The sequence below is a fragment of the Shimazuella kribbensis DSM 45090 genome (assembly GCF_000428065.1).
Classification (GTDB): domain Bacteria; phylum Bacillota; class Bacilli; order Thermoactinomycetales; family Thermoactinomycetaceae; genus Shimazuella; species Shimazuella kribbensis.
In genome coordinates this window covers 171,811-186,979 of the sequence record NZ_ATZF01000001.1, presented here as the reverse complement: position 1 = coordinate 186,979, position 15,169 = coordinate 171,811, and the positions used below count along the sequence as shown (strand labels likewise).

13 protein-coding genes and 1 other annotated feature are annotated in these 15,169 nt (G+C 39.3%); of the genes, 1 reads left to right on the top strand and 12 read right to left on the bottom strand.

Going from position 1 to position 15,169, the window contains the following annotated elements:
- Window positions 1–3: 3 nt before the first annotated feature.
- From A3GQ_RS0101095 to A3GQ_RS26555, 10 genes are all read right to left on the bottom strand, one after another.
- Entirely contained in the window at window positions 4–666 is a 663-nt protein-coding gene (locus tag A3GQ_RS0101095; protein ID WP_028775486.1) for a prepilin peptidase, read from the bottom strand.
- Between the two features lie 74 nt (window positions 667–740).
- Window positions 741–2,270 (bottom strand): MDR family MFS transporter, encoded by a 1,530-nt coding sequence (locus A3GQ_RS0101090; RefSeq protein WP_028775485.1) that lies wholly within the window; start codon window positions 2,268–2,270, stop codon window positions 741–743.
- Between the two features lie 15 nt (window positions 2,271–2,285).
- Window positions 2,286–3,008 carry a polymer-forming cytoskeletal protein gene (locus A3GQ_RS22960; protein ID WP_051271078.1) on the bottom strand — a complete coding sequence of 241 codons (723 nt, stop codon included), beginning with the start codon at window positions 3,006–3,008 and terminating at the stop codon, window positions 2,286–2,288.
- A complete protein-coding gene (locus A3GQ_RS0101080; RefSeq protein ID WP_028775484.1) occupies window positions 3,001–3,648 on the bottom strand; it encodes a DUF4004 family protein in 648 nt (215 codons plus the stop codon). The genes A3GQ_RS22960 and A3GQ_RS0101080 overlap by 8 nt, the downstream gene beginning before the upstream one ends.
- Before the next feature lie 154 nt (window positions 3,649–3,802).
- A complete protein-coding gene (locus tag A3GQ_RS0101075) occupies window positions 3,803–4,444 on the bottom strand; it encodes a hypothetical protein (protein WP_028775483.1) in 642 nt (213 codons plus the stop codon).
- Between the two features lie 134 nt (window positions 4,445–4,578).
- Window positions 4,579–5,211: an SCO family protein gene (locus A3GQ_RS22955; protein WP_051271077.1), complete on the bottom strand. Its 633-nt coding sequence runs from the start codon at window positions 5,209–5,211 to the stop codon at window positions 4,579–4,581.
- A 162-nt stretch (window positions 5,212–5,373) separates the two neighbouring features.
- Entirely contained in the window at window positions 5,374–6,756 is a 1,383-nt protein-coding gene (gene murC, locus A3GQ_RS0101065) for a UDP-N-acetylmuramate--L-alanine ligase (RefSeq protein ID WP_028775482.1), read from the bottom strand.
- A gap of 18 nt (window positions 6,757–6,774) precedes the next feature.
- Window positions 6,775–8,064, bottom strand: coding sequence for a bifunctional folylpolyglutamate synthase/dihydrofolate synthase (locus tag A3GQ_RS0101060; protein WP_028775481.1), 1,290 nt, complete (start codon window positions 8,062–8,064; stop codon window positions 6,775–6,777).
- Window positions 8,065–8,166: 102 nt separating this feature from the next.
- A complete protein-coding gene (locus A3GQ_RS0101055; protein ID WP_028775480.1) occupies window positions 8,167–10,788 on the bottom strand; it encodes a valine--tRNA ligase in 2,622 nt (873 codons plus the stop codon).
- 41 nt (window positions 10,789–10,829) lie between these two features.
- Window positions 10,830–11,054: a binding site (T-box leader), on the bottom strand.
- Between the two features lie 56 nt (window positions 11,055–11,110).
- Entirely contained in the window at window positions 11,111–11,269 is a 159-nt protein-coding gene (locus A3GQ_RS26555; RefSeq protein ID WP_156877485.1) for a hypothetical protein, read from the bottom strand.
- Between the two features lie 506 nt (window positions 11,270–11,775).
- Between A3GQ_RS26555 and A3GQ_RS0101045 the strand changes: the two genes are divergently transcribed.
- Entirely contained in the window at window positions 11,776–12,429 is a 654-nt protein-coding gene (locus A3GQ_RS0101045) for a DUF975 family protein (RefSeq protein WP_037463545.1), read from the top strand.
- A 48-nt stretch (window positions 12,430–12,477) separates the two neighbouring features.
- Here the strand turns inward: A3GQ_RS0101045 and A3GQ_RS0101040 are convergent, their stop codons facing one another.
- Together A3GQ_RS0101040 and A3GQ_RS22950 are read right to left on the bottom strand one after the other, a co-directional pair.
- Window positions 12,478–12,846, bottom strand: coding sequence for a group I truncated hemoglobin (locus A3GQ_RS0101040; RefSeq protein WP_028775478.1), 369 nt, complete (start codon window positions 12,844–12,846; stop codon window positions 12,478–12,480).
- Window positions 12,847–13,406: 560 nt separating this feature from the next.
- Entirely contained in the window at window positions 13,407–15,161 is a 1,755-nt protein-coding gene (locus A3GQ_RS22950; protein WP_051271076.1) for a peptidoglycan D,D-transpeptidase FtsI family protein, read from the bottom strand.
- Between the last annotated feature and the right edge of the window lie 8 nt (window positions 15,162–15,169).

The following is a 15,169-nucleotide window of genomic DNA, read 5'->3' as shown; positions in this document are numbered from 1 at the left end:
GAACTAGTAGAGTTGATAGAACAAATCGAGAGAAAAAAGACAGGCGATATTCTCACCAAAAAGATAGGATAAAAAGAATCCAATTGCTAGATGAGGACCAAATGGCAACGAATACGATCGTGAAATCATTTTCTTTTGGATCACGAGTATCCCAACATAGAGCAGACCACTAATGGATGATAACCATAGTGCACACAGAATATCTTGCCATTCCATGATTAAAGCACACATCGCTACCAATTTTGCATCTCCCAAACCTAATCGATTCGTACCTTTTGCAACAGCATACAAAAAAAGATACAGGGATGCACTTACTGCTAAATGAATAGGCACCATGGATGGGTTGAAAATGAGTTGTATTCCCACAATAAGAATCGAACCACCAAATGTTAGTTGATCGAGTATATATCCCGTATGCCAATCGATCCAGCCTATTAATTGCAATAGAAATAGAAAAAGGAAAGATAAAATCAACTGGGATGGCTCTTCGATTTGCAACACAATAGAAACACCGCCTATCGCTGCAAGTATCCCTAAAAAAACAGATCGATCAGCGGAAGGTGAGACAATACCACGATAATGAAGCAACTTCTTTCCTAGGAAAGGCAAAAAAAGACCTACCAATCCACAAGAGAGTGCAATGATGAGAGAAAGTGAAATTTCCAATATTATCAATCATTTCTATTTTTGATCATATTTTAACAAAAAAGCAACTCTATCAAAAGAGTTGCTTCCTTCTTCTATTCCGTTTCAACTTTACTAGCTTTGCTCGTTACTTCTATTCTCTCATTCCCCATCAAAGCAACACAGATAAAAGCTAACACTGCTGGAATGATTGCCCAAGCAAATGTATAGGCAATAGAACTCGAAAGTACTCCGGTTATTTTCTCCAAGATCTCAGGTGGTATCTGCGCTCTTGTTTCGGGCGACAAAAGTGCTCTTGGATCTGTCATTTGGCTAAAAGCATTTCCAGAATCTTTCACACCTGCAAAAGCTGTTGTGATTTTATCTGTAAAGTAGTTTCGTTGTAAGATACCAAAAATCGTAATACCCAACGTCATGCCAAGTGTCCGTAAAAAGGTACTAGTGGAAGTCGCAGATCCTCGTTCTCGAAAACCGAATGGATGAATCGAAGATTGCCCAAGTACCGAAAAGGAAAATCCTACCCCAAAACCAGTGATAATCATATACATAGTCAATACACCTTTGGTAATCTCTGGTGTGATTGTACTCAACAAATACATGCCCGTGATAAAGATCAAACAAGAGGAGACCATAATATTTCGGAAACTCATTCTCGCAATAAGTAAACCGCCTATCTGAGCTCCAACTACGCTACCTAACGTCATAGGGATCAAAATCAGGCCTGCATTGGTCGTTGAACCACCCAAAACTCCTTGAACAAAGATAGGGATGTACACGGTTCCGACAATAAAAGCAATCCCATAAAATAAGTTCGCTAACACACTAGAAGTAAAAAGTCGTTTTTGAAACATACGAAAGTTTATAATTGGTTCCTTGACACGTGTTTCGATCCAAAGAAACACAATCAGAAAAACAAAAAACGAAACAAATAAACTCAAAATCGGTATAGAACTCCATGCGTATGTATTTCCACCAAGTTCTAAGGCAAACATCAAAGAAACTACGCTAATAACAAGGGTGAGTGCACCCCACCAATCGATTTGCAGTTTGGTGTGTATTTTGGATTCATGATAGAAAGGGACAATAAGTGCCAAAGCGATGATCCCTAGCGGTACATTGATATAAAATATCCAATGCCAACTAAAATGATCTGTTATTAATGCACCGACTAGCGGTCCAAAGATACTGGATAATCCAAACACTGCTCCAAAAAGCCCAGCCATCTTCCCTCGTTTTTCAGGCGGAAATAGATCAAACATGATGGTAAAAGCGATTGGACTTAGCGCCCCAGCTCCTATACCTTGGATCGCTCGATAAATACTTAACTGCACCATATTTTGGGCGATTCCGCACAAAATACTGCCAATCAAAAAAACACTTAAACCAAACAAGAAAAATTTCTTCCGACCATACATATCCGATAATTTCCCGAAAATAGGCGTGCCTGCTACCTGTGTGATGAGATAAGCAGAAGTCACCCATACAAATTTATCAAATCCACCCAAATCGGAAACAATGGTACCTGTAGCAGTAGCGACAATGGTATTGTCCATTGCCGCTATAAATAACCCTAACAATAAGCCCGCAACTACAAAGCCTACTCTGCTCTGTTTTTGAGCAACCATGCGTCTTTCCCTCCATCAAGCTGTAACACGAACTGCTTCTTTCACTTCCGCCTGTTCATGTTTATCCAAGTGATCTCGATATTCGACACGATCAACAGCTGCCGATTCACCGAGGGTAATACGATTTCCACGAATGATTTTTATTTTTGCCGTGTCTAACTCCAGATCATCTCCTTCCATCATATCCGTAACTACCTCTGCTTCATACGGAGAGAAAAACTTAAACCATTTTATTATACCAAAAGGTCGATTCACTTTCTTCACCACAATTTTTTCTCCGCCTATTTCCATCGCTTTACAGTCTGCAAAAGGTACAATGTCGGCTGTTCCTACGTTTAAAAGACCATGTATCGTAAATGCCCCCCGAACATGGAAATCTTCTGCTTCACAATCTCCCGCTACCTGTAATCCACCTTTTAACTTGACCGTATCAAAGCTAGAACTGCCTTTTACTTTTAATTCACCATAAATAGAGGCATTCTTCGCTTCTACTGTTTTCCCTACAGTTATTTGACCATACACTTTGATACGTGTGGCTTTGACATTTCCTTCAAAGGTGGCATCTCCATGCACACGGATTACTTTTGCCTTCATGTTACCTTTTACTTTCACTCTACCGTTACAAATCATTTCATCGCACTCAATATCTCCTGTTATCGTGGCATCTCCATTAATTTTAACTCGATCATATACTCCACCAGAAGCGGACCCATGACCTATTAAAGTAAGGTTATTCATTGTTTTTCCCTCCTTGCCATTTCATCTTCACTTCTTCAAATAACTTACGAAACGAATACCTAGCAATAACTCCAACTTCTTGATCAAAATGAACATGACCAGAAGATGTCACTACAGTAGCTATCGGCACACCCATTTTCCGTCCAAAGCAAAATAACCCATCATGTTTCTCTACATCAGATAAATGAGGTTTTATCGTTTGGAAAATCAGTTCTCCTTCGGAGCGACTAATCTGGCCTTCCTTTAATAACATATCTATCAAATAAAACAAACAAATATCTCCAAAGGATAGAGGTTGATCCAATTCTATCTCTTTGGCAAATTGCTCCAACACGACAGAAGAAACAATGTTACGTTCCAACACCTCTTGTTTGGTCGCAAAAGCAGGTAAATCATTGGATTTCCCACTAAAAACGCTTAGCATATCATCCAAGGAAAGATCATCTTTCATACTCTTTATCCGTTCAATTCGATTCAACACCTCATCTTTCAGAAAGAAAGTCTCTTGTCCGGTAAATGTGGACTTGCGTATAAACCATTCTTCAGGAATCAACTTTTTTCTTTTCCAACGATACAATTGACCGTACGATATACCAGTTTCAACGAGGAGATCTTTTTTTGAAATCAATTCTTGTGTCAAAGCTACTCCCTCCCTTTGTTATTAAATGTAACATAACATTGTTGCACAAAGAAAGTAAAATAAAAACCACCCTATGCAGGTGGTGAATTTGCCATTTGGGGCCGAGATAGGTTCATCTCGGCTATTCGGTACAAATTGCACCGAATACATAGCCCTAGTCCTGAGAAAACGTCTCAAGTGAAGCATTGAGAGCCTGCTCGAGGAGCCAGAGGTTGTCTGCGAGATTTCTCCGATCATCGCAATCGACGCTCTTGTTCTTCTTGTGCTGCACCTCGATCGGCATCGCCAGCTCAACGACCTGACGCACCAAGTTGACCAGCTTGATGTCAGACACGAGGTCAGAACGGCGTTCAGCTACCTCGATCGAGCGGGAACAGGTCTCCGTGGCCCTCTGGAGGAGGGAATCGACCCATCCACGGTCGACGAACTCCATGCACAGCTCATTAGCGGTCTCATAGAGTTCGCGGAGGCGCTTATACAGTGATACCTCGCTCTCGGGACACTTCACGAGGACCTGCCCGAAAACATCAAGAAGAGGTCGGAAGTAGCCGTAGGTCTTGGAGAGGTCAACGACACACTGATCTTTCTTGTGCATCCTCTCGACCGAGTTCGCTTCGTGCATGAGCTGGACAACCATTTTGACGAGATCGGTGAGGTCAGAGCGGCGCTCAGCTGCCTCGGTCACATGAGAACAGGTATCCCTGATCCCCTCAATGAGCTGATTGATCCGAGAGATGAACTCGAACTCGTACTGCAGATTCTCAGCAGCAAGAGAGAAGGGAGCGAAGTTGCTCATGGTTCCTCCTGGGGAACTAGGGTTGCTTGTTTCCACATTATAGCACATATTCTAGTTATTAAAATTACATGTCTTTGTATCCATCTGTAATCATTAATCAAAATAGACAAATTACTAGTAAAGCAAAAAACAATCTATTTCTCTCCTACTATCTCTTTTACATCTGCCGCAATCTGTTTCACATCTGGCTTTAACCCATCATAAAACTTCCGTACTTTCCCTGTCTGATCAACCAAGTAAAACTGGGATGGATGGTTGTATAGCACGATATTGGGATCACTGCTCTCTACTTTGCTAATTTGGCCTTTAAAGGCGTCTTTCGTTAATTTTTGAATATCAGCAAATGAATAATCTGTAAGAAAATGCCAGCTGGTCAAATTTGCACCATGATCCTCGCCAAATTTTTTTAAAACATCGGCTTTGTCATATTCCGGATTTACCGTAAACGAGACCATTGTAGCTGGTGTCCCTTCTTTTTCAATCGCTCTTTGTACTTTTGCAAGATTAGCTGTCATAGGTGGGCAAATATCTGGACAACGGGTAAATAAAAAATGGGTGAGCCATACTTTCCCTTTCAATGTGTCTTGGGTCACCTTTTTTCCATTTTGATCGGTAGCTTGAAACGCTGGTACTTGCCAATTAAGACTGGTCACATCATTCTGTGCTGTTGTTTGTTGTTCTGGAACATTAGTAGAAGGCTTGGAACAACCTACTAGAAGTACAAAAATAAGTACGGCGATAAAAATGCCTTTTGTTTTATGTATCAAGTCTATTCCTCCTCCGAAAGCAAATCCTTATCCAACATACCATAGCTATCACTAGAACTCAATTTAGGACATTTTCTACCAAAAAAACCGACATATTCCTATGTCGGGTATTTCTACATAAAATCCATACTACAACAACAAAGATAATGCTTCCAAAACAACCTACTTGGTAACTTTCTTTAATTCTTCCACAAAGCCATGAGACACTCGCCAAATATCGCCTGCTCCCATCGTAAACACCACATCACCTGCATGAGTATGGGTTAATAAATGGTCGATAACTTGGGCATGTTCGGCAAGAAAAATCGTATTGGGATTACTGTTTTCGATGATCAATTCTGTCAGACGTTCTGCGCTGACACCTGGGATTGGCGCTTCGCCTGCTGGGGCATATAAAGTATTAATGATAACTTCATCTGCTTCGGCGAAGGCTTCGCTAAATTCTTTCATCAATAGATGAATTCGAGAATAACGTTGTGGTTGAAAAACGACTACAATTTTGCGATTTAATGCTTTTGCTGCTTTTAACGTTGCTTGAATTTCCGTAGGGTGATGGGCATAATCATCGACCACAAGAACTTGATTTACTTCATCGATGATCTGAAAACGTCGTTTGGCTCCTTGAAACTGGAATAGTGCAGATGAAATTTCATCGAAAGTTAATCCAAGAGACAAACTAGCCACAATCACAGCAAGAGCATTGAGTACGTTATGTTTACCCGGTTTTTGTAAGGTTACTTTCCCTAGTCGCTCATCACCATGATAAACTGCAAAAGAAATCAAATGTCCATCTGGCTCTATCTCTTTTGCCATATAATCAGCCGGAGTGTCTATTGCATAAGTTACGACATTACTCGTTAACTGAGGGACAATACTACGAACATGCTCATCATCCCAACCAATGATCGCGGTTCCTTCTGGGCGAACTTGATTAATAAATTCGACATAAGCTTGTTTTAGCTTCTCAAAATCATTGTCATAGTTCTCCAAATGATCTGCCTCGATATTGGTTACGATTGCTAAATGAGGATGATAAGCTAAAAAAGAGCCATCACTCTCATCTGCTTCTGCTACTACATAATCACTTTTGCCTGCTTTGGCATTTCCCTTTAGCCCTACGATCTCCCCGCCAATGATATAAGTTGGGTCCACTTTACATATTTCCAAAGTTTGAGCCAACATGGAAGAGGTCGTTGTTTTCCCATGAGCACCAGCAACGGCAAGTCCTTTTTTGCTATTGAGCAGTTCAGCCAACATCTCGGAGCGATGAAAGGTAGGAATTCTTCTTTTTGTTGCTTCCACCAATTCCACATTGTCCGCTGCGATGCTGGTGGAATAAACAACTTTATCTGCTCCTACCACATTCTCTGCTTGATGACCAATGGTGACGCATGCTCCTCTAGAAATTAATTTTTCCACAAGCGCATTCTGCTCTACATCCGAGCCAGATACTTGGTAATCCAAATCAAGCAGAACTCTTGCAATGGCACTCATGCCATAGCCACCTATACCGATAAAATGGACATGCTGTTTTGACAAATTCATCCCATCCTCTCTTTACGTCTACATCAAAATTGATTTTATTTGGGCAATTAAATATAGAGAACCTGCAACTACAATCATGTCGTTATGTCCCGCTTGTGCTCGGACAGATGCCAACGCCTCCTCTGGAGACGCAATAGCTTCAGTGGATTGCTCAGGATTCAACTTCAAAATAATATCCATTACATCTTGTGCGGTTCGACTACGCTGTTGATTTGGTACTTCTGTTGCTACAATATGATGGGCGAGCGAAAGAAGTGGCTGTATCATTTCTGTTTCTTTTTCTTTCATCATGGCAAAAACAACAAATAGTTTTTCATATGTATAATGATTTCGCAACGTATCTACCAAAGCCCTAACCCCAGAAGCATTATGAGCTCCATCAAGCAAAATAATCGGTTTATTATCCACTTCTTCCATACGTCCAGGCCATGTAGCTTCGCCTAATCCTATTTCTAAATGAATCGGCTCCACAATGGTAGCATATTGTTGACACAAGATCGATATTGCCATAATGGCCGCTCCTGCATTGGCAAGTTGGTGCTCTCCTTTCAATGTGATTCGAGAAGTAGTTTGCAACATTTTACTAGTAAACTGAAAAGACTGCCCTTCTTGATCATACCGAATCGGATTCACCATAAAATCTCGACCAACGCGATAAAGTTTACTCTGTTTGGCATCAGCTACTTGTTGTAAAGCAGCCAATGCTTCTGATCCATTCGTACTCGTAACTACAGGGACTCCAGATTTTATGATTCCTGCTTTTTCTTTTGCAATCTCTGTAATAGTAGAACCCAAAAACTCCATATGATCATAGTCAATTTGAGTAATAATACTTACCAGTGGATAAACCACATTTGTAGAATCCAATCGACCACCAAGACCCGTTTCCATAATAACAAACCAAGGGGTTGCTTCATAAGCAAAATAACACAGAGCGATTAATGTCCAAAATTCAAAATCCGTTGGTGGCTCGTCCATTTTTTCTATAATGGGTCGAAGACGTTCTGTCCAACGAACGAGTTCCGATTCCGGAATTCCTTCCCCATTTAAACGTATCCGATCACTCCAATGGGTGAGCTCAGGAGAAGTAAATAGACCAACCGAATATCCTGCCTCTTGCAAAACACTCGATAACATCGCTGCTACAGAGCCTTTCCCATTCGTCCCAGCGATATGAATCACCTTTAAACGCCTTTCTGGATGACCGAGTTCTTCTAAAACATGTTCCATTCGACTCAAGCCAGGATGAATCTTTGCAGGTGTGTGATTCGACAACCAATCCCAGACATCATTTGCTGATTGCAACATACCTTGGCATCTCCTTTAGAAACTTCTCGTTGTTCATTTTGCATGGTAGAAGAATATTCGTCAATACAAAGAGGTAGGAACGCTCTCCTACCTCTCGATAGATTAAGCTTGTAATTCAGCAATTCTCGCTTCTACTTTTGCGCGTTTTTCTTTATATGACTCTCCTTTTTGACGCTCTTGTTCAATCACTTCCGCTGGAGCTTTCGATACAAAACCGGGATTACTTAATTTTTTCTCTACTCTCTCTACTTCTTTTTGTAATTTGGTATACTCAGCAGTTAATTTTTTCAGTGTTTGTTCTACATTTACTAATCCAGATAGCGGGAAGAACAATTCTGCTTTGTCTACAACAGCAGTCATGGCTTTTTCTGGTCGGTTTATGGTGGTGTCAATGGTTAAGTTGTCTACTCCTCCCAAACGACGAATAATTGCTTCATTCTCTCGAAAGATAACTTGTGCATCGGCTTCTACTTTTGCCAATAACTCAATTTGCTGTTTTGGTTGAACATCCATTTCTGCACGCACATTTCGAATCGCTCGGATCGCTCCCATCAAAACATCCATTTCTTGATCAATCTTCGCACTTGACTTACCTTTTACTTCAGGCCAAGCAGCTAAAGCAATACTTCCGGTTGAACCTGGTAGTTGTTGCCAAATTTCTTCTGTGATGAACGGCATGAAAGGATGAAGCATTCGGAGTGATTGATCCAATACATGATGCAACACAGCTTTGGTAGACTTTTTGCTGGCTTCATCATTACCAAACAGCGAAATTTTAGCCAACTCAATATACCAATCACAAAAATTATCCCAAATAAACTGGTACAATTGTTTTCCTGCTTCTCCAAATTCATAGCGATCGAGTAATCTTGTTACTTGCTCTACTGTTTCTTCCAGACGATTTAAAATCCACTTATCTGCTAACGAAAGGTTCTCTGGAATATCCAACGCAGATGGAGATTCGTTTTCTAGGTGCATCAAAGCAAAGCGAGAAGCATTCCATACTTTATTAGCAAAATTACGAGCTGCTTCTACTCTTTCATAATGGAAACGCAAATCTTTCCCTGGGGAAGTTCCTGTTGCCAACATGAAACGCAAAGCATCGGTTCCATATTCTTCAATCACATCCATAGGATTTACACCATTATCCAGCGATTTAGACATCTTGCGTCCTTCCGCATCTCTTACCAAACCATGAATCAATACATCTTGGAAAGGTTTTTCTCCTGTAAACTCCAATGCGGTAAAAATCATACGTGCCACCCAGAAATAAATAATGTCAAAACCAGTCACTAACACACTTGTTGGATAAAAGCGCTGTAAAAATTCTGTCTTTGCTGGCCAACCTAATGTGGAAAAAGGCCATAATGCAGAACTAAACCATGTATCCAAAACGTCATCATCTTGAGTGAGTGAATGATGACCGCAGGAAGGGCATACACTTGGCGCATTTTTATCAACTACAAGCTCATTACAATCATCACAGTACCAAGCTGGAATACGATGCCCCCACCAAAGTTGTCGTGAAATACACCAGTCACGTATATTGCCAATCCAGTTAAGATAGGTCTTCTCAAAACGATCAGGAACAAATTGTACTTTCTCTTCTGATTCTTGCAGAGAAATAGCAGTTTCAGCTAATGGTTTCATTTTCACAAACCACTGAGTGGATAGATAAGGCTCTACAACCGCACCTGATCGCTCACTATGGCCTACTGAATGAAGATGATCTTCTACTTTTACCAAGAGACCCATCGTTTCTAATTCTTGGATTATTTGCTTACGACACTCAAAACGATCTAGTCCTTGGAACTGCCCGGCATTTTCATTCATCTTTCCTGATTCATCGATAACCGTAATCTGTTCGAGATTATGGCGCAAACCTACTTCAAAATCATTTGGATCGTGGGCTGGAGTCATTTTTACTGCTCCACTTCCAAAAGTTTGATCTACATAATCATCTGCGATAATCGGAATTTCCCGATTGGTAAATGGTAACGTAACTGTCTTACCTATCATCCCTTGATATCGTTCATCATCTGGATGAACTGCAACCGCACTATCTCCAAGAAGTGTTTCAGGTCGAGTGGTGGCGACTTGGATATAACCCGTTCCATCTGTCATAGGATAGCGTACATGATACAGTTTTCCATTTACTTCTTGGTGGATTACTTCAATATCCGACAGAGCAGTCTTTGCTACAGGGTCCCAGTTAATAATATATTTTCCACGATAAATAAGTCCTTTTTTATATAGCCGAACAAATACTTCCTTTACAGCATCAGATAGCCCTTCGTCCAAAGTAAAACGCTCTTTCGAGTAATCCAATGAAAGTCCTAACTTATCCCATTGTTTAGCGATATTATTCGCATACTCTTCTTTCCATTTCCATGTCTCTTCAATAAATTTCTCTCTTCCAAGATCATGTCGTGAAATTCCTCTTTCTCTGAGTTTCCCTTCTACTCTCGCTTGCGTCGCGATACCTGCATGATCCATTCCAGGCAACCACAAAGCATCATAGCCCTGCATTCGCTTCATCCGAATCAATACATCTTGAATGGTATTGTTTAAAGCGTGACCAATATGCAAATTCCCTGTTACATTTGGAGGTGGAATAACAATCGAATATGGTTTTTTCGCTTTATCTTTTCCTGCTTCAAAAACTTTTTCTTTTAGCCAAAAATCATTCCATTTCGATTCAATTTCTTTTGGTTCATAGGACATGCTTAGTCCCTCCTTTTACAAATAAAAAAAGCCTTTCCATCTCAAAGGACGAAAAGACTGGTTTCGCGGTACCACCTTTGTTCACATGCCTATTAAATAGGCTGTGCACTCATCACGATAACGGACGTCATCCGGTCTTCCTTACTAACATTCAGGAAGACAGTTCAAGGGCGACATTCAGCAAACTTTTATAGAAAACCTCACACCCAAGGGCTTTCCTCTCTGCATAAAAGGATTTGCTTACTCTTCCCTATCCTAACTTGTAAATAATATTATATACAACTTTCCCCATAACTGCTACTCGTTATTCATGTAATATCGATTATGTAATGCCAAACGTACCTTTAATCGTTTCAATCATTCTTGATGGATCTGCTAAAAAGGTAATAAATAAGATCGTACACAGCATTAAAACTGCAAGCAAAACAATAAACAACAAACCTCGATAAAACTTTTTCGCAAAGGATTTCACCATGCCCAAGAAACTCGCTCCTCCCTCATGTAAGTCTCTACGAGTATAAGGATCTTCTTTTCTATTTCACTTCGCAGATAATTTTCCACATTTAAGTCCCAAAACCCAATTTAATATACTTTATAAAACCTTTCAACCCTAAAGGATGAACATTCAATGGTGAAAATAAAATCAAACACTTTGCTTTATTACTTTTTAAAAAAATTATATTTATTTTTCGTTTATTATGCTTTACACTTCATACTGATTCTTGATTCACAAAGCGCCTACTATCTTCATCTGAAAAGATAGATGATTTTAGGTTCATTATATGAAAGTGATTACACATTAATTCGAAACTAAGTCATATTATCTCTTATTAGGCTCTTTCACCTCCACACACCACACCACTTTTTCTGCATATAAATAGCCCTTCAAGTCACCTAAACAAAGAGGACTCTTCTTTTATAACATTCAACTGTTGTTAAAAAACAATACAAAATTTTTAGGTTTACTATATTATAGGAGTGGTTTTTTTGCGTTATTTTCAACTACAAAAATCTGCCTTTCATTCTTTAAAAAGACGTTGGGGATTAGCTAATGTTTGTCTGATTCTGTGCTTTTTTCTCTACTCTCCGCTTATGTTCATAAGCGAGTCGGTCAATCTATATAGTCTCATTCGATATGATATGGAAATAGAATTACCTTTATGGTATACCATTTTGGACATTGTATCCTCTATCATTTTAACTAGTACACTTTCGCTTGGACAGTACTTCATTTTCTTAAGTATCTCACGAATGCAACATGTAAGATTGGCTGATTTATTCGTGTTTTTGAAGAGTGGACGGATGATACTACGCGCTATCCTAGGTAGTATTATACCAGCATTATATATTCTTTTATGGTCGCTTTTACTTATCATCCCAGGCATCTATAAAGCTTTTTGTTATGCCATGACACCTTATATTTTAGTGGATCATCCAGAACTTAGTGTGCGCCAAGCAATGCAGAAAAGTATACACCTAATGCGCGGCCATAAGTGGCACTACTTTGTACTTGGACTAACCTTCACAGGGTGGATCATCTTAAGTATTTTTACACTTGGCATTGGATTCTTATGGGTAATTCCCCTTATCAATGCCACCAACGCTAAATTTTACTTAACAATTCAGGATCAACAAAGATAAAGAATTAAGATAAAACCCACCTAGAAATCAACTGGTGGGTTTTTGTTATTATTCTTTCACAGTCACAATATCATCGTGCAAAGGTGCTATTTTCGAAATGATGGTATCAATTTTCTCTTGAGGAACATTCAATTCTTGCAGCGTAGCAACCAAATGGCCTGCTGTTTTCTCAAAATGTTTGGTTTGAATATGTAGATGGGCATGTGCTTCTTTCATGCTCTTTCCTTTGTAAGCCTCTTGGCTTCCAATAGCAAATGAGACAAATGCTGTAAGATGAGCTCGTTGTTTTTTCATATCTGTAAAATCAAAAAAATGTTTTAATTCTTCATCAGTTAACATTTTCTCATAAAAACGATCCACAACCAAAGCAATCGTTTCTTTTCCACCTAGCTCTTCAAATAATGATTGTGTTGACAACTGAATTCCTCCTAACTGAAATCGAACACATGCAAGGTTTTAACCTGATCTTCCTATGTATACCCTTACATGATATATACTCTTCTATTATGACGGAATTATCCAATATCTAAAAGGTATATAAACATATTTAATAAAACTGATATTTTTACAAACAAGACTATATCGAGATAGAATTATTATTCCAAATTTATGATAAACCAAAAAATAGAGTGAAATACAAATGACGTTACCTTTATGCGGTTACTTCATTCCATGAAGAAAAAATAGTTCTAAGTCCATAACGTTTTCGATCCTCTTGTCATATATGTATAAAAAGTATTTTTGCCTTTGGTAAACATTATATGCCACACGCAATACTCATTGGCAAAAGAAAGGATTGAGGATCATGTTTGTAGGTATTTTACTTGCAACCGTAATCTCTATTCCACTGATTGGAATTCGTTATTATGTAAGGGGAGGAAGACGGAAAACAAAAAAAAGACTCTATCCGTAAGAGTCTCTTTTGGCAGGGATAAAATATCTGCTATTTCAAGCGTCTTATCTATGCCTGTAACTTATTATGATTTTTCTTTTGATGCAACTTGCCTCATGGGTACTATCTTTTTTAAAATATCGCGCGCAACTGGAGCAGCTATGGATCCGCCTGACATATGGGATGCATTAGTAGTTGGTCTATCAAATGCGACATAAATCACAACATCCGGCTGATCTGAAGGAGCAAATCCAATAAAAGATACAATATATTCGTTAGGAATATATCCACCTTTTGGATCAGGTATTTGTGCAGTACCTGTTTTACCAGCTACTTCATAGTCAGAAAGGTTTGCCGATTTTGCAGTACCATTCTTAACCACTCCACGTAAAATTTGCCTTACTTTTGTCGCTGTTTGCGGTTCTATAATTTGTCGCTTCGTGATAGGATATTGATACGCTTTCTTCTTGGTGCGTGAATCAACAATGTCCTTCACCACATGAGGTTTTACCCAATATCCATTGTTAGCAATAGCGGATATAGCAGCTATTTGTTGGATAGGAGTAACCGATATACTTTGTCCGAACGAACTAGCAGCTAGTTCTGCTGGATATAAAGTGCGATTATAGTAATATCCTCTGCCTTCTGCTGGTAGATCAATACCTGTTTTATTCCCAAACTTTTCAGTGATTGTACCAAATCCAAAACGATGGATATAATCAACAAACTTTTCTGCACCCAGTCGTTGACCTAAGCGAATAAAGCCAACGTTACTAGATAATTCAACAGATCGTTGATAGTTGATTACTCCCCAGCCACTCCTATTGGCATCATGAAAAGTTCGATCTCCAACTTGGATTGAACCAGACTGAAAAGTATCATTTGCATGAAACTGCTTTTCGTTTATGCTCGCAGCTAGGGTGACGATTTTAAATGTAGAACCTGGTTCATATTGACTCTCCACTGCAATATTATGACCATTTTTGGAAGGATCATATGTTTTGGCTACATTTTTAGGATCAAAAGTTGGTCGACTAACCATAGACAAGATTTCTCCTGTTTTGGGATCAGCGACTATTGCTGTAGCACTTTTTGCTTGATACTTTCTCATTGCTATATCCATTGCAACTTCGGTTTCGTGTTGAATCTTAGCATCGATCGTTAGGATAATATCCTTTCCATTAACAGGCGGCTTAAATGTCTCTGGACCATCTGAAATCATCATTCCATTTTTAGCTTTGTGATACTTGATCGAACCATCCACACCACGTAACCATTTATCATACATTTGTTCTACGCCGCCAACTGAATCGCCATTACTATTTAAAAAACCTAATACATGAGCTAATTCAGAACTATTATATTCTCTCATATAGGTGGGATACCCATAAATACCCGCAATCTTACCTTTTTTCTTCATTGAAAAAACTTGACTATAGATAAAAGGAGAATATTTACCTTTTCCTTCATATTTGATTTCAACTGCCTTCTTCTTCTGTGATAATTTCTCTACCAAAACATGTGTAGGTATTTGCAGAAGAGGAGACAAAATCTTCGCTGTTTTCGGAACGTCTTTGATCTGACTAGGATCAGCGACAAAATAATAGCCAGGTATCTCCCATGTGTATGCTTCTTGTTTGGTTCGATCATAAATGGAACCACGCTTAGCATGTAATATAGAATCGGAGTTTTCCCAACGTTCCTCTGCCTTCGCTAACAGATCTTTTGATTCGAACGTTTGAATCCACAAAAGACGAAGCAAAACACAACTGAGGAGCACTGTGAGTGTGAATCCGATCATGACTGAACGAACTTTATTTTTCTTTTCCGACTGCTGCATATCAGTGC